Genomic DNA, 21,875 nt, shown 5'->3' on the forward strand with positions numbered 1-21,875 from the left:
CGGCGCAGCCCGGCCCGCCCTGGCGGGCGCCAGCGGGCACCGGAACCGTCCGGCGGGCCCGGCCCCGCCCCGACAGATCCCAGCAACCCTCGCGGGCATCGACCGGCGACCTGGCGCGGCCCGGCCGCTCCAAGCACGGCTCCAACGGCTCCCGGCCGGCGCAGCCCGGCCCGCCCTGGCGGGCGCCAGCGGGCACCGGAACCGTCCGGCGGGCCCGGCCCCGCCCCGACAGATCCCAGCAACCCTCGCGGGCATCGACCGGCGACCTGGCGCGGCCCGGCCGCTCCAAGCACGGCTCCAACGGCTCCCGGCCGGCGCAGCCCGGCCCGCCCTGGCGGGCGCCAGCGGGCACCGGAACCGTCCGGCGGGCCCGGCCCCGCCCCGACAGATCCCAGCAACCCTCGCGGGCATCGACCGGCGACCTGGCGCGGCCCGGCCGCTCCCGGTACGACCCCGACAGCTCCCGGCCGGCCCGGCCGCCTGCCTGGCCGGAGCTGTCGGAACGGTCCGACGGGTCCTGGCCCCGCCCGCCGCAACCCGACAGCTGCCGGCGCGGCCCGGCTCCGCCTGGCGGGCGCCAGCGGGTATCGGAACGGTCCGCCGGGCCCTGGCCTGTCCCGTCCGGGGCCGACGGGCCCCGGTGCGGCTCGTCGGCGCCCTGGACCCGTGCTGGCGGGCATTGGCGAGTTGCGTCGGGGCCTCCGGCGAGCCAGGCCCGGCCTGGGTGCGTCGGCGGGTCCGGCCCAGCCCGGCGGCCGCCTTCGGGCCCGCGCTGCGGGCGCTGGCGGGTTGCGTCGCGGTCAGCTGCGTCCCGGGAACCCGTGCTGGAGGCCGTCGGTGACGTCCCGCTGGGTGGTGGAGTTCTTCGACCACTGTGCGGGGTCAGTGTGCTGATCATGCCGTCATGAGTTCGGGTTTGGCCACCTCCTTGTTGGTTGCCGGCGCGTTGAGCAGGGCCATGGAGGTTTCGGAGAGGTAGCGGCGTTCGGCGGTGACTTGCCATTCGTCGTGGGCCTCCACGAGGACCGATCCGGCCAGGCGGAGCAGGGCGGCGGGGTTGGGGAACACTCCGACGACGTCGGTGCGGCGTTTGACCTCCTTGTTCAGCCGTTCCAGCGGGTTGGTGGACCAGATCTTCTTCCAGTGGCTGATCGGGAACGTGGTGAACGCGAGGAGATCGTCCTTGGCGTCGCGCAGCATCTGTTCGACCTTGGGTAGTTGCCGGCCGAGCATGGTGGCGATGACGTCGAACTGCTCGTGCACGTGCTCGGCGTCGGGCTGGGCGAAGATCGTGCGGATCGCCGCGGCCACCATCTCGGCGTTGCCCTTGGGGACCTGGGCGAGCACGTTGCGTAGGAAGTGCACCCGGCAGCGCTGCCAGGCCGCGCCGATCAGCACCGAGGCGATGGCGTGCTTGAGGCCGGTGTGGGCGTCGGAGATGACCAGCTGGACACCGCCCAGCCCGCGGGCCTTCAACGAGCGCAGGAACGCGGTCCAGAACGCGCCGTCCTCGCTGTCGCCGACGTCGAACCCGAGCACCTCGCGCCGCCCGTCGGCGGTGACGCCGGTAGCGATGACCACCGCCTGGGACACCACGCGGCGGTTCACCCGGGCCTTGCAGTAGGTCGCGTCGAGGAACACGTACGGATAGGTCGTCTCGCCCAGCGACCGGTCCCGGAACGCACCCACTTCTTCGTCGAGATCGGCGCAGATCCGCGACACCTCCGACTTGGAGATCCCGCTGTCCGCGCCCAGCGCCTTGACCAGGTCATCGACCTTGCGGGTCGACACCCCATGCAGATACGCCTCCATGATCACCGCGAACAGGGCCTGGTCCACCCGCCGGCGCCGCTCCAACAGCGACGGGAAGAACGACCCCGTGCGCAGCTTCGGGATCCGCAACTCCAGATCCCCCGCGGTCGTGGTCAGGACCCTGGGTCGCGAGCCGTTGCGCTGCGCGGTCCGCTCCGCGCTGCGCTCCCACGGGCCAGCACCGATCACCGCCGTCGCCTCGGCATCGATCAACGCCTGATACATCCCCTGCGCCGCGGTACGGACCCGATCATCCACATCAGCGGCCCGCATCACCTCGAGCACCTCAAGTAGGGCAGCATGGTCCAAGGCCATCGTGCGTCGTGTCCTTCCGTGAGTTCCATCGCTAGGTCTCACTGACCGTCGCACGATGGCCGCCCAACACCACCGTCGACACGACGACGCTCAAGCGGGCCACGAACTCCACCACTCCACGGGACGCCACCAGGCCGTCGGCGGGTGCGGCTCAGCCCAGCGGCTACTCAGCCGCCCTGGTCGGCGTCGACGGGTCCGGTCCGGCCCGCTCACCGGCGCTCCACGACCTTCTGGCGTCCCTACCGGCGCAGTGGAGGCTCGATATTCAGTTCGCAGTGTCGATGAGCACCTCCTCTGCGTCGAAGTACCGGCGGATGACATCGGCGTCGGCGGCGATGGCGGGGTGGTCGGCCCAAGTGGGCGGCAGCCCGCCGAACGGCGACACCGTCAGGGTGAGACGGCCGCGGGTGGCGCGGCGCCGCCAGGTGCCGACGATCTCGCCGTCCCACAGGACGATGCCGGGATTGGCCGTCGCCGCCCAGACCTGCCGGCGGGCGGCGGGGTCGGGCAGGAGGAAGTCGCGGTCGGCCAGTTCGGTGAGCGGATCGTAGGGACCGAGCAACCGCGGCTCGCCGGGCTCCGGCGGAGCCTCGAGCAGCGAGAGGTCCGCCGCGAGCACCCAGCCACGCCGGCCATCGACCTCGACGTCGGTGAGGTCGGGCCCGGCCAGCGACCACCACCGCTTCGCCGCCGCCGGCGCGAGCGACAGCCAAGTCGCAAGGTGGGCCGGACGCACCGGCCCGGCCGCGTGGACGAATCGGCGGACGAGCTCGGCCCGCGCCGCGTCCGTCCCGCCGCCTGGACCAGCAGAGCCGCCCGCACCGCCCGAACCGCCTGGACCAGCCGATCCGCCCGCACCGCCCGAACCGGCAGCACCGGCTGAGCCGCCCGAGCCAGCCGAGCCGTCTGAACCGGCCGAGCCGCCCGCACCGCCTGAACCGGCCACACCGGCCGCGCCAACCGCACCGGCCGCCCCAACCGCCCCAACCGCGCCGCCCAGGCCGGCCCTCGCGTCGTCGGGGTCGGCGGTCAGCACCCGGAACCGGAACACCTTCGGCGACTCGACGTCGATGACGAGGGCGGCCTGCAGCGTGGCGTACCGGAACAGCGCGTCCTGCACGTGATGCACGCCGCACCCCTGACACCACGGCGCCAGCCGCCGGTCGACCCGGGGTGTGACGGCGCCGGACAGCTCGCCCTTGGTTCGCGCCACTCCGTCGGCCATGACGTCGCGCATGACGGCGGCGACGGTGTCGACGGCGGCGCCGAAGCCGGTGCCGAGGGCGGCACCGAACGGGCCGATCGCCTGCTTCGCCAATTCCGCTCCGTCGTCGATGCGCAGGGCGGCGGCCAGCAAGCCGAGGTCGTCCGATCGGTGCACATGCATGGCGGCTCGCACCGAATGCACCAGTACGCCCCGATCCGGAGCGGCCACAGACGCCCCGCGCAGGGCCAGCGCGAGCCGCGCCGAGGCACCTACCGGATGGTCCTGCACGCCCGTGAGCAGCACCGACCTCGGGCCCGACAGCCCGCCGGCCGCGGCTCGATAGGCGAGTACCTGCGCACGCGTGATCATGAGCCCACCCTGCCACCCGCCACCGACAGCCTCAGAATGCCATCCATAGTCTGTCGACCCATAGTTCCCACGACCCCGACCGTGGACGAGTGTCCACGACCGAGGAGTACGCCCGCGGCCTGCGCGAGGCGTTCGGCGCCCGGCTCCAAGAGCTGCGCGACGCCGCCGAGCCTGAGCTGAGCCAGGAGGCCCTGGCCATCGCCGCCGGCCTGGATCGCTCGTACGTCGGGATGCTCGAGCGCGCCGAGCGGACCCCGTCGATCTTCGTCGTGCACCTCCTAGCAGGGGCGTTGGGGCGATCGGCCAGCGATCTGCTGCCCGATCACCCGCCACCCGTTCTGCCCACTGTGCCCGAATAGCGCCCTCACCCAGACTCGCCGAACCCGGGCATGCTACTCATAGTCTGTAGATCTTGGAGGGGGCGACCCGCAGCGTAGACGAGTGCCCCAGCCTCCCGACGACGAGCGCCGCGCCCTCAGCGCGTTCGGCACTCGCGTCCGGGAGCTCCGCCGTGAGCTGGGCCTCAGTCAGGAGGACCTCGCCGACCGCGCCAACCTCCATCGCACCTACGTCGGCTCGATCGAGCGCGGCGAACGCAATGTGGCGCTGCTGAACATCCATCGGCTCGCCCGCGCCCTGGGAGTTACCGCCCGCGATCTGCTCTGACGCCGGCGGGTGCTCTCCATAGTCTGTCGACGAAACGATCATCATGCCTCGACGGTGAGGGGATGCCCGCACACGACGACGTCAAGACCCGCAAGGCCGAATTCCTCATGGCCTTCGGCGAGACGGCGCGCGCCCGCCGCACGGCGCTCGGACTGACGCAGCGACAGCTGGACGCCCGCATGGGCTACCGCGGCAAGTTCTCCGGCGGCGTCGAACGCGGCACCCGCAATCTGACGCTGGACAACCTCTACCTCTTGGCGGCAGCGCTCGAGACCAACCCGTGCGACCTGCTGACCGGCACCCAGCAGCCTCCGCCCGCCACCTGACGTCCGCAGCTGACGTCCGGCCCTTGCCGTCACAGACCCGGGTCGCTGTACGGACCCCAGCGCTCGAGTGAATCGAAACTGGCGTCGGCGAGCGCCGGATCGCGCAGGTCGACCACATACACCCCGCGCCACAGGTAGAAGCCGATGCCTTCCAGCAGCGCCCCCATCCGCAGGCAGGCCAGCTCGGCCGATACGCGGTCGGCGGCGGTGGCGCGGAAGTCGGCGGGCGAGAGGCGGCAGACGGCGAGCCGCGCCGTCGTGGCGAACCGCCCCAACGCCGCCGCGATCAGCGGTGCGGCCAGGCCGTGACCGCGCCACGACTCGGCCAGCTCGAACCGCTTCAGGATCACCATGCGCGGCAATCCCTCGCTGATCTGATCGTCCAGGTCGGGGACCAGGGTGCCTTCCGCGAGGTCGATGACGGTCTCGGCGATGAACTCCAGTGCCCACTCCCCCAGCTCGATGCTGTCGAGGAGGTTGCGGTCGCCGTTGAGATCGGCGACGACCAGGGCGAAGTCGCCGACGTGGCGGTGCTCAGCGCGGCACACGTCGAGCTTCCACACGTCCGCGGACACGTGCCAGTGCTCGGGAAGATCGTCCTCCTCGAGCGTCTGCCACCAGAGCATGCGGTGGGTGACGTTCAGTTCGATCGACATCGGGTTCGCAGGCAGCTCGGCCATGTCCGGTTACCTCGCTCGCACGGCATGGTGGGCAGACAGGGTCTCTGGCTGGCCGGGGTCGCAGCCGACAGGGCGATCACGAGCGGGTGTCGAGCACCTCACCACCTCGTTCGAGGTGACCGGGCGGGCTCCGGCTCTTGATCGACCATTCTCCTATGACACAGGCGATGCGCAACCTGGGGACGTGCCGTCGCCCGCCGGACCGGCGCCATAGGTCTGCCCGTGCCGCGGCGTGCGACCCCATCCCCGAATCTGCTACTCATCGTCTGTCGACTCGAAGTCTGCCACAAACCCGGATGCACGCCCACCGATTCAAGCGATTTTCGGCTACGTCGCCGTCAGACGATGGTGCCGCGGTCGATGGTGTTGCTACCCAGCCACTGGCGCCACGCGCACCCACCGCCCCAGCACGTACGCCAGCGTCGCCGCCGGCTCTCCATGCCGTCGACGCGCCGCGAGCCACCCTGACCTCATCCGACGCCGCGCACCGAGACGCAGGAGGGCCGCCGCGGACCGTGTGGTCGATGCCAACGCTCACGAGGAGCCGGCGCAGGCGTGGGTCGACGGGTCACCGGGAGCCACGAGGCAGTGTTGCCGTCACAGGCACCCCGTCGGCGCTCTGGCGAACCGAGGCGGGTCGATCGGGCCCCGGGAACGGGGCAAGATCGAGCACGTTTTGTTTAACGAAACTGATGCTCCACTTGGCAAATCTCGCTACGATTGACGGAGACCATGCCAGGGGCGAGTTCGCAGCGATGCCTGCGGTACGGATCAGGTGATGGGATCTGCAGGATTGCCGGCGTGACGGGTCCGCAAAACTGGCCCCTGGTAGATGATCTTGATTCCGGTATCTTCTGAAACTGCAGGTTCAGGTCCAGAACCATGGAGGCGGCGTCATGCCACGCAGTCGGCCCGCAGGCCGTAACTCAGACGATCTCGACCCCGAGTCCGCCGACGAGCACATCGATGTCCACGCCGCGCCCGATCCGGCCACCGCTACCCCGGAACAGGCCCGCAAGTACAACAACCGATCCGTCGAACGGGTCGTCTCGATGCTCAACGTGCTCCAGGAATCACCGGAGCCCATGTCGCTCGTCGAGATCCACCGCTCCATCCGCATGGCCAAGGCCACCGCGTTCCGCTACCTGTGGACGCTGGAGAAGCACCGCTATGTCGAGCGCGACGGCGACGGCCGCTACCGGCTCGGCCTCGGCTTCGTCGGTATGCAGTCCCGCGACCTCGAGGTCCTGCAGGACCGCGCCCGGCCATGGCTGGAGCGCTTGCGCGACGAGACCGGCGAGACCACGAACCTGGGTGTTCTCGACGGCACCGCTGTCCGCTACGTCGAGGTTGCCGAGAGCTCGCGCGCCGTGCGCATGGTGAGCGTCAGCGGCAGCCGCGACCCGCTGCACTGCACCGCGCTGGGCAAGGCCATCGCCGCACAGCTGCCCGCATCCCAGGTCACCGAGCTGCTCGAGCAGGTCGACCTCAAGCCGCGTACCAGCCGTACCATCACCTCGTCCGACCAGTTGCTCGACGAACTCGACCGCATCCGACGCCAGGGCTACGCGATCGACGACGGCGAGAACGAAGAGGACGGCCGCTGCGTCGCCGTCGCGATCCTCGGCACCCGGCTGCCCGCCGCGCTGAGCGTCAGCGCGCCGGCCAGCCGGTTCGCGATGGGCGACGTCCCGGGGGTCGCCGCCCGGCTGACCGAGATCGCCGATGCGCTGGCCGGCGACCCCAATGGCCAGAGCATCGGCGGCTGACCCGGCCCGCCCGCGGTGCGGAGGCGGGCGGCCCGGGCCGGTGGCCCGGACGAGATCGCGACGAGAGGACGGGCCAATCGACGATGGTGAACACGATCCAGCCGCGCCTGCTGGTCCACTGCCGCTCGGGCGTCGGCGAGGGTCCCGTCTACGACACCGCCACCGACACCCTGTACTGGGTCGACATCCCGGCCGGTCACCTGTGGCGCTGGGACCGCGCCAGCCGTGACGTCGCGTACCGGCAGATCGGTGAGCCCCTGGGCAGCATGGCGCTCATCGAGGGCGGCGGATACCTGCTCGCGAGCCGTCGCGGCCTCCTGGTGCTGCCCGGCTGGAACGATCTGCCCGTCCTGTGGCAGCAGATCGAACCCGATCGTGCCACCCAGTTCAACGACGGCAAGTGCGATCCGGGCGGGCGGTTCGTGGCCGGGACCGCCGCACACGACCCGCGCTTCACCGGCACGCTCTACCGCGTCGACGCCGACGGCAGCACAGCGGCGCTGGTCGACGGCATCGGCATGTCCAACGGCCTCGACTGGAGCCCCGACGGCCGCTGGTTCTACCACGCCGACACCATCGCGCAGACGGTCAACCGGTACCGGTGGGACGCCGTCGCGGGTGTCCCCTCAGATCCCGAGCCGTTCATCGAGATCCCGGCGGGCGACGGCCTGCCCGACGGCCTCACGGTCGACACCGAGGGCTGTCTCTGGCTGGCCGTCTGGGGCGCTGGCGAGGTCCGCCGCTACGCCCCCGACGGCCGCCCCCTCGGCGCCGTCTCCGTACCCACCCCGAACGTGTCCAGCTGCGCGTTCGGCGGTCCGCACGGCAACGAGCTGTACATCACGACGGCGGCCCAGGCGGCTCCGTCGTACGGCCGCCAGGGCCGGCTGGCCGGCGACGTCTTCGTCGTCACCACGCCGGTCCAAGGGCAGCCGCACAGGTCGTTCCCCCGGCACGGGATCCCGCAACGGCTGTTCGAGCCCCGGCCGTACGAGCTCGACTGACGCCGATATGCGAGCCGGGAGGCCGAGGGCCACTGCCGGACGAGGTGGTCCATGGCGGCGGGCAGCCGCCAGGACCGATCACGACGAAAACAGTCCCCACACCGTGGTGTCGATGATGGTCGCGCATTCGCGAGTCGGCGCGTTGTCGTCGACCAGCAAATCCTCGAGACGTATTCTCCTTCGGCTCATGTCGCACACTCCCAGTCGCATCACTGAGGTCAGCGTGACAACCTCCGGCCGACTCGGACAGGGAACGACTCTCACCCCGATACACGGTGCTGACCTGGTGAAACATCGACGTCAGCGGATGAACCGACTCTTTTCGCAAAGTGGACAGTGTTCGTCGCGAAGTGCACCGGCGAGGGAACGAAGGTCGCCGTAATCTCCGAGCAGGAGGCCAGCGCATTACCCCCGGAGCAGTGCCTCCGAAAGAGGTGTGTACAGACATGAACGCGGAATCGCACGGCGCACCTGAACAGCCCATCGGACAGATGATCCGCTCAGCCCGGCAGCGTCTGCGCATGAGCCAGTACACCCTGGCCGACCGCCTCGCGGCCATCTCCGGCAAGCCCACGATGGGTCGTGACCGCGTCGCCCGGTGGGAACGTGGCAGGCAGGTGCCGCGGCGCGAGTGGCGGAAGTGGCTCGCGGTGGTCCTCGAGGTCCCGGCCGAGCACCTCGACGCAGGGGCAGCCACGGCCCGGCGGCAGAGCCGGCTGGGACACGCGGTGGCGGTCGCCCCGCCACCGCAGAACGGCATCGCCCGTCGGCCGCAGGGCACGCCGGCGCTGCTGCCCGTGTTCCGATCGCGGGTCCAGGCCGGCATCCTCGCGGCCACCCTGCTGAACCCAGACCGCGCCTTCAGCCTGACGGAGCTGGCCGACCACGCCGGCGGCTCACTAGCGTCGGTGTCGAAGGAAGCCAAGCTGCTCGAGGATGCCGGCATCCTGACCAGGCGTAACGACGGCGCCATCCGGCTCATGCGGGCGGCCACCGACCGCACGACGATCGGGCCGCTCACCGAGTTGATCCGTGGCACCTACGGCGTGCCGCAGATCGTCGGCGAGGAGTTCGGCCGGGTCACCGGCGTCGCCCGCATCGCGCTGACCGGCACCTGGGCGGAGCGGTTCGCCGGCGTCGTCGGGCCGGAGCCCGACGTCATCCAGGTGCGACTGACCCCCGACGACGACCACACGCCCGGGCGGCCGGAACTCATCGCGGCGGCCCGCAGGGCCGAACGACGAATACATCGGCGGGTCGCGTTCGCTCTGATCGGGCGGCCGGACTACGGCGTCCGGCGGGTACCGGCCGGCCACGAATCGCAGCCGGCCGTGCGAACGCTCCCCCGGCCCCGGCCGTTGGAACGGCTGCGCATCCCCCGCCAGCGCGGTCGCGTGTCAGTGGTCCACGTCGCGCCGCCGGCATCAGCCGAGAGCGCGCCCGCCGCGTCCCGCGGCTGGCCGGACGGCATCGAGGTCATCGCGGAGCTGCTGGCCGGCAATCGGCTGGAGCTGTTCAGCGGGCCGGCCGCCGACGCACGGCCCTACCTCGACCTCGCCACGCACCACCTGACGGCAGCGGAGGACGTCATGGCGGCATCGGCGGGCTCGGCGTTCGTGCTGGTCTGCCAGGCGGCACAACTGGTGGGATGCGGACTGCTGGCGGCGCAGGGACTGCGGCCGGCGCCGGGCCGCGACGGCGAGGTCGTCGCACGGTCGGTCATCGCCCAGTTCGGCGACCGGTTCGGTCACCTGGAGCTTCTGCGCCAGCGGCAGCTGAGCCTGGGCCGCCCGGTCGGCCGGGACAACCGGGTCAGCGACGCCGACGTCGAGGCCGCGCTGACCGCCGTCCGGTCGCTGGTGGACGAGGCGCGCACGCTGGCGCCGCAGCTGGACCTGTTCGGCTGACGCAGGTCTGAGGCGACAGCGGGCAACGGACGCGGGACCATCACAGGCGGTCGAGTGGACGCGCTCAGATCGCCGCGTTGCCGTTCACCGCGCCAGTGTTTCCGATGGCAGCTCCCCGTACTGCTTGACGTACAAGGCGGCGAACCGGCCGGGATGGCCCAGGCCCCACCTGGCGACAACCCGGGCAACCGTCGTCGTGTCACGTTGGGAGGCGAGCAGTTCCTCACGCGCCCGCCGCATCCGCACCGACCACAGGTATTCGCGCGGTGTGACGCCGACGTGTTGCCGGAAAGCGAGTTGGAGGGCCCGCACACTCACCTGAGCCAGCTTGGCTAGGCTCGCGACAGTGTGCTCCCATTCGGGGTGGTTCTCGATCATCTCGCGGACCATGGTGACGGCACGATTCGGAATCGGACTGAGCTGCGACGCGGTCAGCAGGTGCGAGTAGTTGTGCGGCTGCGCAACGAGAAGTGAGGTCATGAGCAAGTCCTCGAGCTCAGTGAACACCAGAGGATTCGTGACCATGCTGCCGTCGGTGCGATCGAGCTCGTCGACCAGCAGGCGGAAGTGCCCCGCCCACATACGGCCGGATCCCGTGCTGATGTCCATACCGAGGTCGAACCGAAGCGGTTTCGGCAGTGGCGCGCCGGTGAGGTGACGCAGGTGCGCTTCGAGCGCCGGCCGTTCCAGGCGCAGGATGAGTTGCGCACAATCTGTCGACCAGCGCTGAGTGAGCGGGATCGTGGGCGAGACCACAGAAGCGGTATCGGGCGTGGACAGCAGTTCTTCGCCGCCGTACTGGACCAGGCTCTGGCCGGCCAGCGGCACCTGGACGACGAAGAAAGACCCTAGCTCGCCCGGTTCGATGAGTACGCCGCCACCGTAGGTCACATAGTTGGCCGCGAGGCGGTCGAGACGCTTCGTGTGCATGCGTGCGCGCACTTTCGTGCACCCGCCAGCCAGATCCAGTCGATGAGGCACGAAGACCTGGCCCACGAGGTCGCGGGCGTCGTCGAGATCCTCGGTGTAGAACAACTCGAACCGTTGCAACGGTGGTGCGATCATGGCGGGTTCCCCTGCGGATTCTCCCCGACCTCGGAGCGGGCACCCAGCCTCGGCCGCGAGAATGCCGCGCGGCGCGTCAACAGCCCTGGCCGGGCAGGACTCCGTCACGATAGCCCCGCACAGAGCCGGCCGTCACGACCGCAGAGTGTCACAGATGCAGGCCAATTGTCACAAGATCGTCGGTGTCTCGAATTGGCCCCTACCTGCGACGCTTCACGTTCGTACAAGCTTGATGACGTCGAGTCGCACCGCGCGAAGGGACTATCCGTGCCCGCGTTCATGGAGCCGTTCCGCATCAAGGCCGTCGAGCCGATACCGTTCCCCAGCCTGACCGAGCGCCGTCGCGCGCTGCGGGAGGCCGGGTTCAACCTGTTCCGGGTGCCGGCTCGCGCCATCACCATCGACCTGCTCACCGACTCGGGGACGAGCGCGATGTCAGCGGCGCAGTGGGCCGCCCTCATGGTCGGCGACGAGTCGTACGCGGGCGCGCGGTCGTACGAGCGGTTCGAGGCGGTGGTGCGTGAGCTGACCGGCTACCCGGAGGTGATCCCCGCGCATCAGGGGCGGGCGGCCGAGCGGATCCTGCTCGGCCGGTTGCTGCGGCCCGGCGACGTGTCGGTGGCGAACACGCATTTCGACACGACGCGGGCCAGCGTGGAGGCGGCCGGCGCCGAGGCCGTCGACCTCCCGGCCGAGCAGACCGGCCCGGCGCCGTTCGGCGGCGACCTGTCCGTTCCCGCGCTGCGCGATCTGCTGTCCGGGCCCGGCGGCTCCCGGGTGCGGTGCGTGGTGCTGACAGTGACGAACAACGCAGGCGGCGGGCAGCCGGTGTCGCTGGGCAACGTCGCCGCGGTCCGCGAACTGTGCGACCGGCACGGCGTGACGCTGCTGCTGGACGCGTCGCGGTTCGCGGAGAACGCCTACCTCATCACCGAGCGCGACCCGGCGCACGCCGGCCGGGCCCCCCGCGACGTCGCCCGCGAGGTGTTCGCCCTCGCCGACGGCTGCTGGGCGAGCCTGAAGAAGGACGGGGTGGCGAACATCGGCGGGCTGATCGCGCTGCGCGATGCCGAGCTGGCCCGCCGCTGCCGCGACGAGCTGATCGCCGTCGAGGGATTCCCGACGTACGGCGGACTGGCCGGGCGCGACCTGGAGGCGCTGGCCCAGGGCCTGCTCGAGGTGACCGAACCGGACTACCTGCGGTATCGCGCTCAGACGACCCGGTGGTTCGGCGACCAGCTGGCCGAGGCCGGCCTGCCCGTGCTGCAGCCCACCGGCTGCCACGCCGTGTACGTCGACGCCGCGGCCCTGCTGCCGCACGTGCCGCCGCACCGGCTACCCGCGACGGCGCTGGCCAACGAGCTGTACCTGGCCGGAGCGGTGCGGGTCTCCGAGCTGGGGACGCTGGTGTTCGGCCGACCGGCGCCGGACGGCGGCGACGATCTACCGGCGCCGCGCGAGCTCGTCCGGTTCGCGCTGCCCCGGCGGGTCTACACCAGGAGCCACCTCGAGTACGTCGCCGAGAGCGCGGCCACCGTCGTGGCGAAGGCGGCGGAGATCCCGGGCTACCGGATCGTCGAGCAGACCGGGCCGCTGCGGCACTTCACGGCCGTGCTCGCGCCCGGCGAGCCCGCCGGGCCAGCCGGGCGGCTCGAGCGGCCCGTTCCAGGTCCGACGAGGCCACGTCCAGGACCTGGCTGATCCACTGCCGCCAGTACGGGCCGGGGATGCGTTTGCCGCGCTCCCAGCGGGCGACCTCGTCGCGGGTGAGCGCGCCGTTGCCGGAGATGCGAACGAGCTCGTCGGCGACGCCGTACTGGCTGTAGCCGAGCCGGCCCCGGGCCTGGCGGATCACGGTGCCGACGGTCTCATCGGGGGACGTCGCGCCTGCGGTGCGGACGATCATCTTCACACATCGAGCCTGATCAATCGTGCGCGGGCATGCCAGGACAGAACACGAAGAGTCCTGTCCAGTTCGCGAAAAGCCGCAGGTCAGCGGGTCATCTCAGGCGAGTGCAGAAAATCGGCCCCCTCCCCATCGCGCTGCCTGGGTGTCACGCTGGATGATCGACTCCATCCCCGGGGAGGCGTACGTGAACCGCCCGCTCGTCACGCTGGTGAACCCGAATCTGGTGCACCCGCCCATCACGCCGTATGCGCTGGACATCCTCACCACGTCACTCGAGGCCGCCGGCTTCGAGGTGGACGTGGTCGACCTGACGCTGGTGCGCGACCGGTGGCGGCACACCGTCGCGGCCTACTTCGGTGAGCACCGGCCGGTGCTGGTCGGCATGACCTTCCGGAACACGGACACGATCTACCCGCAGGAGCAACGCGTCTTCCTCGACTCCCACCGCGACATCGTGCGCGAGGTACAGCGGTGGACGACGGCGCCGATCGTGGGCGGCGGGGTGGGGTTCTCGTCGATGCCGTTCGCGCTGGTCGACTGGTTCGGCATCGACTACGGCGTCAAGGGGCCGGGCGAGGTGACGCTGGTCGAGCTGGCGACGATGCTGGCCAACGACGACTCGCCGGCGAAGGTGCCCGGACTGATCATCAACCTCGGCCGCGGCGACGTCCGGCAGATCCCGCACCGCACGCAGCTGACGGCGGACGGCCGGGTCGACCTGGTGAACCGGTCGACGCCGTACACGCGGCGCTCCGGCGTGCCGGACAAGGTCGACAACCTCGCCTACTACGAGCGCGGCGGGCTGGGCAACATCCTGACGAAGAACGGCTGCACGTTCGCCTGCGCGCACTGCGTCGAGCCGGATGCCAAGGGCAACCGGTTCGCCCGCCGCGCCGAGGCTGCCGTCGTCGACGAGATGGAGCTGCTGACGGCGCAGGGCGTGCACGACCTGCACACGACCGACAGCGAGTTCAACCTCAACATCGCGCACAGCAAGGCGGTGCTGCGCGAGATCGTCCGGCGCAAGCGCACCGACCGGTACTCGCCGCTGCACGACCTGCGATTGTGGATCTACGTGCAGCCGGCGCCGTTCGACGAGGAGTACGCGGCGCTGCTGGCCGAGGCCGGCTGCGCGGGCATCAACGTCGCGCCCGACCACGTCCGCGACGACGTCCTGAACGGCTGGAAGGTGACCGGCCGCGGCACCCGGTTCTACGGCTACGCCGACGTGCAGCGGCTGTGCGAGCTGGCGACGCGGTACGGGATGCTGACGATGGTCGAGGCGCTGCTCGGCATGCCCGGCGAGACCGCCGAGACCATGCACGACTGCGTCGACGGCCTGCTCGCGCTGGACGCGACGGTGGTCGGCTTCACGCTCGGCCTCCGCGCGTTCCCGTACTCGCCGCTGGGCCGCGACCTCGCCGCCCGCAGCGGCGGCACCCGCGCCGTCCCCGGCCTGCAGTCCAACACCGCGACGGCGCCGATCCTGCTGTCGACGCTGGAGCAGTGCCACAGCCGGGTGGAATACGAGCGGCAGTTCATGTTCGACCCGATGGGCGGGTTCCGGCCGGTGTACTACTTCTCCCCCGCGCTGCCCGAGGGCGCCCGGAACACCCGCTCCGGCGACCGCTGGCTGACCAGCCTCGAGCTGCTGTGGGAGTGGGTGCCGCTGCGCGACCGCCCGCGGGTCATGCTGCCGACGGCGCCCGGCCTGACGCCGGAGGACAACAACTACGCCGACAACCCGTTCCTGCTCCGGCTGACGGAACTGGGCTACAAGGGCGCCTTCTGGTCACACTGGCCGCTGCGCGCGGAGATCATGGGCGGCACCGTCCCGGCCTGAACCCGGTGACGGTGCCGCCTGACCACGCTTCAGATGGTGCGGACGTTCTCCGCCTGCGGGCCCTTCTGGCCCTGGGTGATGTCGAACTCGACCCGGGCGTTGTCCTCGAGCGTGCGGAAGCCGCTGGATGCGATCGCGCTGTAGTGCACGAAGACGTCCGCGCCGCCACCGTCCTGTTCGATGAAGCCGAAGCCCTTCTCACCGTTGAACCACTTGACAGTGCCCTGCGCCATGCTGTGTTGCTCCTCTTCGTGGGTAAGTCTCAACCGCCGCAGACCCTAGCACGCCGCTGACCGGCCCTATTGCTGCCGCTCCCGGGCGCGTCGCTTGCCCTCGCGCATGGCGGCGACCCGCGCGACGGGAATGGTGTGGCCTTCGTCGACGAGGTCGGAGGGGAGGCGCTGGGGCGCCGGCATGGCCGCGGCCCAGGGATCGTCGCCGCCGAGGAGGGAGGGGGCGGTGTGGACGGTGAAGTCGAGCGGGGAGACGGAGTCGAGGCGGTCCCAGCCGACCGGGAACGAGACCGGCAGGCCCGGCCGCAGCCGCGGGCTGTACGCCGCGACGACGGTGGCGCCGCCGGCCCGGGTGGAGTCGAGGAACACCTTGCCGTCGCGGTCGTCCTTGATGTACGCCGTGGTGGCCAGCGCGGGGTCGAGCCGCTCGGCGCGGGCGGCCAGCGCGCGCGTGGCGGCGGCGACGTCCTCGTGGGAGTGCGGCTCGAGCGGCACGAAGATGTGCACGCCCTTCGAGCCGCTGGTCTTCACCGCGCCGGCCAGGCCGTCGTTCTCGAGGGCGCGGCGGACGAGGTGGGCGGCGGCCGCGGCGACGGCGAACGGCTCGCCCTCGGGCGGGTCGATGTCCATGATGAGGTGTGTGGGGACGTCCCACCGCTCGGCCAGCACCAGCGTCGGGTGGTACTCGACGGCCCGCTGGTTGGCGAACCACAGCAGCGTGCGGCGGTCGTTGCACAGCGCGTACGACACCTCGCGCTTGGACGCCTGCGCCCACAGCTTGACGGTCGGGATCCAGGACGGCGCGTACTTGGGCACGTTCTTCTGCATGAAGCCGGGCTGCCCGGGCCGGACCCGGACCACCGACAGCGGCCGGCCGGCCAATCCCGGCAGCAACCGCTCGTGCACGGCGTCGAGGTAGTCGACGAGGTCGCGCTTGGTGGCACCGTCGTCGGACAGCGGCTGGTCGAGGTGGGTCAGCGGGACGCCGTCGCGTTCCTCGTCGGCGCTCATGGAGCCAACCTATCCCGCGACGAGGCGCACACCCCAGGTGAGCGTCCACGTCTCGTCGGGCAGCAGCCAGCGCAGCGCCTCGCCGGTGCGCAGCGCGTTCGGCGGCGCCGTCATCGGCTCGACGGCGACGGCGTCGACGGGGCCGTCGGGGCCCGGGAAGTAGTCGGTGACCCACAGCTGGACGTAGCCGAACGCGGGCTCCTGCCACAGCTCCAGAGTGCGGCCGTCGGGCGCCCGCAGCGACGTGGTGACGACGCCGCCGGCGACGTCGAGGTCGGTGAAGCAGCCGTGCGCCGTCCCCTCGCCGGGCCGGACGCCGCCGCGCAGGTCGTGTCCGGTGCCGGTGACGTCGAACGTGCCGGTGGGGATGCTCCGCTCGTCCAGGTGGAAGGCCCGGCCGGCGGGCAGGGTGAGGGTGAGGTCGCGCGCGGGCACGTCGCCGATGCGCAGGTACGGATGCGCCCCGACGGCGACGGGCGCGGGCCCGCCGCCGGCGTTGCGGATGCGGTGCCTGACGTTGACGCCGTCGGGCGTCAGCTGGTACTCGACGGAGGTGTCCAGCGTGAACGGGTAGCCCGCCTGCGGCGTGATCGGCGCGGCCAGCGTGACGGACGCGGCGCCGCCGCCGGCCTGGGAGTAGCGGGTGGTCAGCAGCAGGCCGTGGACGGCGTGCCCGGCGGCCTCGGTGATGTTCAGTTGCTGCTCGACCCCGGCGTAGTTCCAGCGGCCGCCGTCGACCCGGTTGGGCCAGGGCACGAGGACGGCACCGGCGGCCAGCGGCGGCGGGCCGAAGGCGGTGTGCGGCTCGATCAGCTCGGTGCCGCCGACGGTCAGCGAGCGCAGCGCCGCCGCGAATTCGGACACGACCGCACGGGTGTCGCCGAGCTGGATCGCATGGGTGCTGTCCACGGGCTCTCCTCGCTCAGGTGACGGTGCCGGCCGCGGTCACTGTAGCCGGGCGCCCGATAGCCTGCCCGCGACGCCATCGACGCACGGAGGCCACGCATGCCGCTGATCGACGCGCACCAGCACTTCTGGGACCCGTCGGCGGTCGCGTATCCGTGGATGGACCCGGCCGACACCGTCATCCACCGCCGCTACGGCCCGGAGCACCTGGCGCCGCTGCTGGAGCGGCACGGCATCGCCGGGACGGTGCTGGTGCAGTCGGCCGACAGCGACGAGGACACCGACGCGATGTTCGCCGTCGCCGCGGGGTTCCCGGCCGTGCTCGGCGTCGTCGGGTACGTGCCGCTGGACGACCCGGCGCGGGCCGCGGACCGGCTCGCCGAGCTGGCGGCGCGGCCCGGCTTCGTGGGCGTGCGCAACCTCATCCACGACCGGCCGGACCCCGACTGGCTGCTGCGTCCCGAGGTGATCGACGGGCTGCGGCTGCTGGAGCGCGCGGACGTCCCGTTCGACCTGGTCGCGGTGCTCCCCCGGCACCTCGAGGTGCTGCTGGAGCTGAGCGAGCGGCTGCCTGAGCTGCGCGTCGTCGTCGACCACCTGGCCGCGCCGCCGTTCGGCGCCGACCCCGGGCCGTGGCGCGAGCGGCTGGCCGCGGTCGCGGCGAACCCGCGGGTGCACGCGAAGGTGTCCGGCCTGTACCCCGCGCCCGGCACCGACCTGCGCCCGTGGATCGACACCGCGATCGAGCTGTTCGGCCCGGACCGCCTGATGCTGGGCAGCGACTGGCCGATCGCCGAGCGGGCCGGCGGGTTCGACCCGGTGTGGTCGGCGCTCGTCGCGGTCGTCGACGGGTACGGGCCGGAGGTCGCGACACCGCTGCGGTCGGTGACGGCCAGGCGCTTCTACGGGCTCGGCGAGGGCGCACGGTGAGGCCCCGTACCGGTGGCCGGCGGGGCCTCGTCGCTGCTCGGGTAGTTTTCCCGTATGCAGAATCCCGCGGAAGAGCAGAACCCGTTCGACACGATCAGTGAGCTGCCCTACCGGCTGCCGCCGTTCGACCGCATCGAGAACGCCCACTACCGTCCGGCGTTCGAGCGCGGCATGTCCGACCAGCGGGCCGAGGTCGAGGCCATCGCCACCGACCCGGAACCGCCGACGTTCGAGAACACGGTCGTGGCGCTCGAACGCTCGGGGCAACTGCTGCAGCGGGTGGCCGCGGTGTTCTTCAACCAGGCGTCGTCCGACAGCGACGACGAGATCCAGGCCATCCAGGCCGAGGTGTCGCCGAAGCTGGCGGCACACTCCGACGCCATTCACCTCGACGGACGGCTGTTCGCGCGCATCGACGCGCTGCTGGCGTCGGCCGACGACCTCGACGCCGAGTCGCGGCGGCTGCTGGAGCGCACCCACCTCGCCTTCGTCCGCGCCGGCGCCGGGCTGAGCGCCGAGCAGCAGGAGCGACTGCGCGCCGTCAACGAGGAGCTGTCCGGCCTCGAGACGGCGTTCCAGAACAAGCTGCTGGCCGACACCAACGCCTCCGCCGTCGTCGTCGACGACGCCGCGCAGCTGGCCGGGCTGTCCGCCGACGCCGTCACGGCCGCCGCCGAGACCGCCCGCGAGCGCGGCCTCGACGGCAAGTACGTCATCACGCTGGTGCTGCCCAGCGGCCAGCCGGTGCTGACGTCGCTGACCGACCGCGGGCTGCGCGAGCGCATCCACCGCGCGTCCGTCGGCCGCGGCGCCAACGGCAACGAGCACGACACCCGCGAGACGGCCGCGCGCATCGCGACGCTGCGGGCCGAGCGGGCCGCCCTGTTCGGCCACCCCGACCACGCGACGTACGTGCTCGAGGACCGCACCGCGAAGACCCCGGCCGCCGTCCACGACATGCTCGGCAAGCTGACCCCGGCCGCCGTCGCCAACGCGCACGCCGAGGCGGCCCAGCTGCAGGCCGCCATCGGCGACGAGTTCGAGCTGCGGGCGTGGGACTGGGCGCACTACTCCGACCAGGTGCGGCGCGCGACGTACGACATCGACGCCGCCGAGCTGCGGCCGTACTTCGAGCTGAACCGCGTGCTGCGCGACGGCGTCTTCTTCGCCGCCGAGAAGCTGTACGGGCTGACGTTCACCGAGCGCGACGACCTCGTCGCCCACCACCCCGACGCCCGCGTCTTCGAGGTGTTCAACGCCGACGGCAGCGGGCTGGGCCTGTTCATCGGCGACTTCTTCACCCGCGACTCCAAACGCGGCGGCGCCTGGATGAACTCGTTCGTCGACCAGTCCGCGCTGCAGGGCACCCAGGCCGTCGTCGTCAACAACCTCAACATCGTCAAGCCGCCGGCCGGCGAGCTCGCGCTGCTGACGTTCGACGAGGTCAACACGATGTTCCACGAGTTCGGCCACGCCCTGCACGGCCTGTTCTCCGACGTCACGTACCCGACCTTCTCCGGCACCCACGTGCTGCGCGACTTCGTCGAGTTCCCGTCGCAGGTCAACGAGATGTGGGCGGTCTGGCCGGAGGTGCTGGCCAACTACGCCGTCCATCACGAGACCGGCGCGCCGCTGCCGCAGGACCTCGTGCGGCGGCTGCTCGACTCCCAGATCTGGGGTGAGGGCTTCGCGACGACGGAGTACCTGGCGGCGACGCTGCTCGACCTCGCGTGGCACGAGCTCCCGGCCGGGACCGTCGTCGACGACCCGCTGGCGTTCGAGGCGGCCGCGCTCGAGCGGGCCGGCGTCGCGTTGGACGCCGTGCCGCCGCGCTACCGCACGTCGTACTTCGCGCACATCTTCGCCGGCGGCTACAGCGCGGGCTACTACTCCTACATCTGGAGCGAGGTGCTCGACGCCGACACCGTCGAGTGGTTCAAGGAGAATGGCGGCCTGCGGCGCGAGAACGGCGACCACTTCCGGCGCACGCTGCTCTCCCGCGGCGGCAGCGTCGACGCCATGCAGGCCTTCCGCGACTTCCGCGGCCGCGACCCGCAGATCGAGCCGCTGCTGGTCCGCCGCGGGCTCACCCAGTAGGCACGTAGGGTCGGGGCATGGACAGCGTACGCATGGTGGAGCAGTGGCCGGCCGGGCACGCGGCGACGGCGGTCGTGCGCGCCGACGGCAGCCTGGCCGGCGCGCACGGCGACCAGCAGCGGCAGTTCCGGCTGGCGTCGGTGACGAAGCCGCTCACCGCGTACGCCGCGCTCATCGCCGTCGAGGAGGGCGCGGTGCACCTCGACGACCCCGCGGGTCCCGAGGGCTCCACCGTCGCGCACCTGCTGGCGCACGCGTCCGGGCTGGCCTTCGACGAGCACAAGGCGGCCTGGGCGCCCGGCCGGCGGCGGCTCTACTCCAACTCCGGGTTCGAGCAGCTGGCCGACCACGTCGCCAAGCGCTCCGGCATCCCGTTCGCCGACTACGTCCGCGACGGCCTGCTCGGTCCGCTCGGCATGACCGGCACGGTGTTCGAGGGGTCGCCGGCGTCGGGGGCACGGTCGACGGTGGCTGACCTCGCGCGGTTCGTCGCCGAGCTCATGGCGCCGGCCCTGCTCGACCCGGCCACCGTCGAGCAGGCCACGACGGTGCGGTTCCCCGGACTGGACGGCGTGCTGCCCGGGTACGGCATGCAGCGGCCGAACGACTGGGGGCTGGGCTTCGACATCCGCGACGGCAAGTCGCCGCACTGGACCGGCGCCACCAACTCGCCGCGCACGTACGGCCACTTCGGCCAGGCGGGCACGTTCCTCTGGGTCGACCCCGACCTCGGTGCCGCCTGCGTCGCGCTGGCCGACCGCGACTTCGGCACCTGGGCGGCGGAGGCCTGGCCGCCCTACAGCGACGCGGTCGTCGCCGAGCTGCGGGCCTGACGCCCCTACAGGACGTCGCCGAGGGTGTCGGCGGTGAGGACGCGGGCGGTCCAGCTCTCCAGCTGCGCGCTGGAGGCGGCGTGCACGGTGTCGAGGGTGCTCTGTGCGAGCGGGCCGAACTTGAGGGTCAGCAGCTGGACGAGAGCCTCGGCGCGACCTTCGGCGCGGCCGCGGACCTCACCTTCGGCGCGGAGCATGTCGGCAGTGGTCACGTATGCCTCCTCCTCTTCTGGTCCTAGTTGCGTGAACAGCTGGTGCAGTTGATCGGCAGGCGTCTCGCCTACGGTCTCAATGTACGTCAGCAGTGCGAGAAAGTCGTCGATGCCGCCCGCGCGGGTCAGGATCTGGCGCAGGTCGTCGGCCCAGTCCCGCAGGTCGTCGTCGAGACGGGGATTGCCGGCGGCGATCTTGAGCAGCAGCAGCGCGATCCGGGCGGGTGGAGTGAGTGGCCGAGCCCGCAGCGCCCGCCGGTCGAGACGGGCCAAGTCGTCGAGCAGGAAGCGGAACCGGGGCAGGTGCTCCCGGGCCGCGTCGATGACCTCACCGTCGAGATCGAGCACATCCACGATGTCGGCCGGGCCACTCCACGGGCGGCGGTTGTGGTGCACGACCAGCGGGATCACCGCGGGCAGGCGGGTCGCATCGGGATGCTCGGCGAGGTACCGCTCCCAGATGCGCACGACGTAGCGGAGCATCCGGAACGGCATCAGCGGATCGGTGCTGCTCTGGTGTTCGATCAGGACATAGAGGAACGCCTCGCGCCCCTCGACGGGTGCGGTGAACAACAGGTCGGAGTGCCGCCAGCGCAGCGCAGCGTCGACGAAGCTGCCGGAGACTCGGGCCAGCCGGTCGAGGTCGAGCCGGTCGGCCACACCGGCCGGCAGGACCGCACGCAGCTGTGATGCGGCGTTGACGGGTTCACCGAGGACCCGTCGAAACACCGCATCGTGCGGATTCGGCTGACTGGACATGGTGGGAAAGGTACGGGGCGGG

Annotated in this window: 20 protein-coding genes; 11 read left to right on the forward strand and 9 right to left on the reverse strand. The window is 71.6% G+C overall.

Annotation, left to right across the window (positions count from 1 at the left end; all coding sequences use genetic code 11):
• Positions 1 to 894: 894 nt before the first annotated feature.
• A complete protein-coding gene (locus BLU82_RS17865) occupies positions 895 to 2,127 on the reverse strand; it encodes an IS256 family transposase (protein WP_092619626.1) in 1,233 nt (410 codons plus the stop codon).
• Positions 2,128 to 2,392: 265 nt separating this feature from the next.
• Positions 2,393 to 3,703 carry a DNA glycosylase AlkZ-like family protein gene (locus tag BLU82_RS17870; protein ID WP_092622486.1) on the reverse strand — a complete coding sequence of 437 codons (1,311 nt, stop codon included), beginning with the start codon at positions 3,701 to 3,703 and terminating at the stop codon, positions 2,393 to 2,395.
• 89 nt (positions 3,704 to 3,792) lie between these two features.
• Here BLU82_RS17870 and BLU82_RS17875 point away from each other — a divergent pair, with 89 nt between their 5' ends.
• From BLU82_RS17875 to BLU82_RS17885, 3 genes are all read left to right on the forward strand, one after another.
• A complete protein-coding gene (locus tag BLU82_RS17875) occupies positions 3,793 to 4,062 on the forward strand; it encodes a helix-turn-helix domain-containing protein (RefSeq protein WP_069110878.1) in 270 nt (89 codons plus the stop codon).
• Positions 4,063 to 4,144: 82 nt separating this feature from the next.
• Complete coding sequence (locus tag BLU82_RS17880) at positions 4,145 to 4,369, forward strand: helix-turn-helix transcriptional regulator (protein ID WP_069110879.1); 225 nt, start codon at positions 4,145 to 4,147, stop codon at positions 4,367 to 4,369.
• A gap of 62 nt (positions 4,370 to 4,431) precedes the next feature.
• Positions 4,432 to 4,695, forward strand: a complete 264-nt coding sequence (locus BLU82_RS17885) for a helix-turn-helix domain-containing protein (RefSeq protein WP_092622487.1) — start codon at positions 4,432 to 4,434, stop codon at positions 4,693 to 4,695.
• A 29-nt stretch (positions 4,696 to 4,724) separates the two neighbouring features.
• Here BLU82_RS17885 and BLU82_RS17890 read toward each other — a convergent pair whose 3' ends face one another.
• The gene (locus BLU82_RS17890) at positions 4,725 to 5,375 is read right to left on the reverse strand and encodes a hypothetical protein (RefSeq protein WP_092622488.1); all 651 of its coding nucleotides are present in this window, start codon (positions 5,373 to 5,375) and stop codon (positions 4,725 to 4,727) included.
• An 896-nt stretch (positions 5,376 to 6,271) separates the two neighbouring features.
• Here BLU82_RS17890 and BLU82_RS17895 point away from each other — a divergent pair.
• The 3 genes from BLU82_RS17895 to BLU82_RS17905 all read left to right on the forward strand — a co-directional run bounded on the left by BLU82_RS17895 (position 6,272) and on the right by BLU82_RS17905 (position 10,055).
• The gene (locus tag BLU82_RS17895) at positions 6,272 to 7,144 is read left to right on the forward strand and encodes an IclR family transcriptional regulator (protein WP_092622489.1); all 873 of its coding nucleotides are present in this window, start codon (positions 6,272 to 6,274) and stop codon (positions 7,142 to 7,144) included.
• An 83-nt stretch (positions 7,145 to 7,227) separates the two neighbouring features.
• Positions 7,228 to 8,148 carry an SMP-30/gluconolactonase/LRE family protein gene (locus tag BLU82_RS17900; RefSeq protein ID WP_092622490.1) on the forward strand — a complete coding sequence of 307 codons (921 nt, stop codon included), beginning with the start codon at positions 7,228 to 7,230 and terminating at the stop codon, positions 8,146 to 8,148.
• A 491-nt stretch (positions 8,149 to 8,639) separates the two neighbouring features.
• Entirely contained in the window at positions 8,640 to 10,055 is a 1,416-nt protein-coding gene (locus BLU82_RS17905) for a helix-turn-helix domain-containing protein (RefSeq protein ID WP_255367080.1), read from the forward strand.
• 84 nt (positions 10,056 to 10,139) lie between these two features.
• Here BLU82_RS17905 and BLU82_RS17910 read toward each other — a convergent pair whose 3' ends face one another.
• Positions 10,140 to 11,120 carry an AraC family transcriptional regulator gene (locus BLU82_RS17910; RefSeq protein WP_092622492.1) on the reverse strand — a complete coding sequence of 327 codons (981 nt, stop codon included), beginning with the start codon at positions 11,118 to 11,120 and terminating at the stop codon, positions 10,140 to 10,142.
• Between the two features lie 267 nt (positions 11,121 to 11,387).
• On the opposite strand from BLU82_RS17910, the gene BLU82_RS17915 reads away from it, so the two are divergent.
• Complete coding sequence (locus BLU82_RS17915; protein WP_197682295.1) at positions 11,388 to 12,821, forward strand: tryptophanase; 1,434 nt, start codon at positions 11,388 to 11,390, stop codon at positions 12,819 to 12,821.
• On the opposite strand, the gene BLU82_RS17920 is transcribed toward BLU82_RS17915, so the two are convergent.
• Positions 12,724 to 13,026 (reverse strand): helix-turn-helix transcriptional regulator, encoded by a 303-nt coding sequence (locus BLU82_RS17920; protein WP_092625971.1) that lies wholly within the window; start codon positions 13,024 to 13,026, stop codon positions 12,724 to 12,726. The two genes, BLU82_RS17915 and BLU82_RS17920, sit on opposite strands and share 98 nt — an antisense overlap.
• 157 nt (positions 13,027 to 13,183) lie before the next feature.
• Here BLU82_RS17920 and tsrT point away from each other — a divergent pair, with 157 nt between their 5' ends.
• A complete protein-coding gene (tsrT, locus tag BLU82_RS17925) occupies positions 13,184 to 14,872 on the forward strand; it encodes a tryptophan 2-C-methyltransferase (RefSeq protein WP_157741092.1) in 1,689 nt (562 codons plus the stop codon).
• A gap of 29 nt (positions 14,873 to 14,901) precedes the next feature.
• Here the strand turns inward: tsrT and BLU82_RS17930 are convergent, their stop codons facing one another.
• From BLU82_RS17930 to BLU82_RS17940, 3 genes are all read right to left on the reverse strand, one after another.
• A complete protein-coding gene (locus BLU82_RS17930; protein ID WP_053205609.1) occupies positions 14,902 to 15,105 on the reverse strand; it encodes a cold-shock protein in 204 nt (67 codons plus the stop codon).
• 66 nt (positions 15,106 to 15,171) lie between these two features.
• Entirely contained in the window at positions 15,172 to 16,116 is a 945-nt protein-coding gene (locus BLU82_RS17935; RefSeq protein ID WP_092622493.1) for a DNA polymerase domain-containing protein, read from the reverse strand.
• 9 nt (positions 16,117 to 16,125) lie between these two features.
• A complete protein-coding gene (locus BLU82_RS17940) occupies positions 16,126 to 17,025 on the reverse strand; it encodes an aldose 1-epimerase family protein (RefSeq protein ID WP_092622494.1) in 900 nt (299 codons plus the stop codon).
• Positions 17,026 to 17,121: 96 nt separating this feature from the next.
• On the opposite strand from BLU82_RS17940, the gene BLU82_RS17945 reads away from it, so the two are divergent.
• Genes BLU82_RS17945 through BLU82_RS17955 form a run of 3 tightly spaced genes read left to right on the forward strand, consistent with a single transcriptional unit; the run spans position 17,122 to position 20,882 of the window.
• Positions 17,122 to 17,952 carry an amidohydrolase gene (locus tag BLU82_RS17945; protein ID WP_092622495.1) on the forward strand — a complete coding sequence of 277 codons (831 nt, stop codon included), beginning with the start codon at positions 17,122 to 17,124 and terminating at the stop codon, positions 17,950 to 17,952.
• Positions 17,953 to 18,006: 54 nt separating this feature from the next.
• A complete protein-coding gene (locus tag BLU82_RS17950) occupies positions 18,007 to 20,049 on the forward strand; it encodes a M3 family metallopeptidase (RefSeq protein ID WP_092622496.1) in 2,043 nt (680 codons plus the stop codon).
• A gap of 17 nt (positions 20,050 to 20,066) precedes the next feature.
• Positions 20,067 to 20,882, forward strand: a complete 816-nt coding sequence (locus BLU82_RS17955; protein WP_092622497.1) for a serine hydrolase — start codon at positions 20,067 to 20,069, stop codon at positions 20,880 to 20,882.
• A gap of 5 nt (positions 20,883 to 20,887) precedes the next feature.
• On the opposite strand, the gene BLU82_RS17960 is transcribed toward BLU82_RS17955, so the two are convergent.
• A complete protein-coding gene (locus BLU82_RS17960; protein WP_092622498.1) occupies positions 20,888 to 21,853 on the reverse strand; it encodes an Rpn family recombination-promoting nuclease/putative transposase in 966 nt (321 codons plus the stop codon).
• Positions 21,854 to 21,875: the final 22 nt, after the last annotated feature.

This window comes from Jiangella sp. DSM 45060 (assembly GCF_900105175.1).
GTDB lineage: Bacteria > Actinomycetota > Actinomycetes > Jiangellales > Jiangellaceae > Jiangella.

Excerpts from the sequence above, each read along its gene's own strand:
- BLU82_RS17865 (WP_092619626.1), bottom strand. The coding sequence starts at position 2,127 with ATGGCCTTGGACCATGCTGCCCTACTTGAGGTGCTCGAGGTGATGCGG.
- BLU82_RS17870 (WP_092622486.1), bottom strand. The coding sequence starts at position 3,703 with ATGATCACGCGTGCGCAGGTACTCGCCTATCGAGCCGCGGCCGGCGGG.
- BLU82_RS17885 (WP_092622487.1), top strand. The coding sequence starts at position 4,432 with ATGCCCGCACACGACGACGTCAAGACCCGCAAGGCCGAATTCCTCATG.
- BLU82_RS17890 (WP_092622488.1), bottom strand. The coding sequence starts at position 5,375 with ATGGCCGAGCTGCCTGCGAACCCGATGTCGATCGAACTGAACGTCACC.
- BLU82_RS17895 (WP_092622489.1), top strand. The coding sequence starts at position 6,272 with ATGCCACGCAGTCGGCCCGCAGGCCGTAACTCAGACGATCTCGACCCC.
- BLU82_RS17900 (WP_092622490.1), top strand. The coding sequence starts at position 7,228 with ATGGTGAACACGATCCAGCCGCGCCTGCTGGTCCACTGCCGCTCGGGC.
- BLU82_RS17905 (WP_255367080.1), top strand. The coding sequence starts at position 8,640 with ATGATCCGCTCAGCCCGGCAGCGTCTGCGCATGAGCCAGTACACCCTG.
- BLU82_RS17910 (WP_092622492.1), bottom strand. The coding sequence starts at position 11,120 with ATGATCGCACCACCGTTGCAACGGTTCGAGTTGTTCTACACCGAGGAT.
- BLU82_RS17920 (WP_092625971.1), bottom strand. The coding sequence starts at position 13,026 with ATGATCGTCCGCACCGCAGGCGCGACGTCCCCCGATGAGACCGTCGGC.
- tsrT (WP_157741092.1), top strand. The coding sequence starts at position 13,184 with ATGATCGACTCCATCCCCGGGGAGGCGTACGTGAACCGCCCGCTCGTC.
- BLU82_RS17930 (WP_053205609.1), bottom strand. The coding sequence starts at position 15,105 with ATGGCGCAGGGCACTGTCAAGTGGTTCAACGGTGAGAAGGGCTTCGGC.
- BLU82_RS17935 (WP_092622493.1), bottom strand. The coding sequence starts at position 16,116 with ATGAGCGCCGACGAGGAACGCGACGGCGTCCCGCTGACCCACCTCGAC.
- BLU82_RS17945 (WP_092622495.1), top strand. The coding sequence starts at position 17,122 with ATGCCGCTGATCGACGCGCACCAGCACTTCTGGGACCCGTCGGCGGTC.
- BLU82_RS17950 (WP_092622496.1), top strand. The coding sequence starts at position 18,007 with ATGCAGAATCCCGCGGAAGAGCAGAACCCGTTCGACACGATCAGTGAG.
- BLU82_RS17955 (WP_092622497.1), top strand. The coding sequence starts at position 20,067 with ATGGACAGCGTACGCATGGTGGAGCAGTGGCCGGCCGGGCACGCGGCG.
- BLU82_RS17960 (WP_092622498.1), bottom strand. The coding sequence starts at position 21,853 with ATGTCCAGTCAGCCGAATCCGCACGATGCGGTGTTTCGACGGGTCCTC.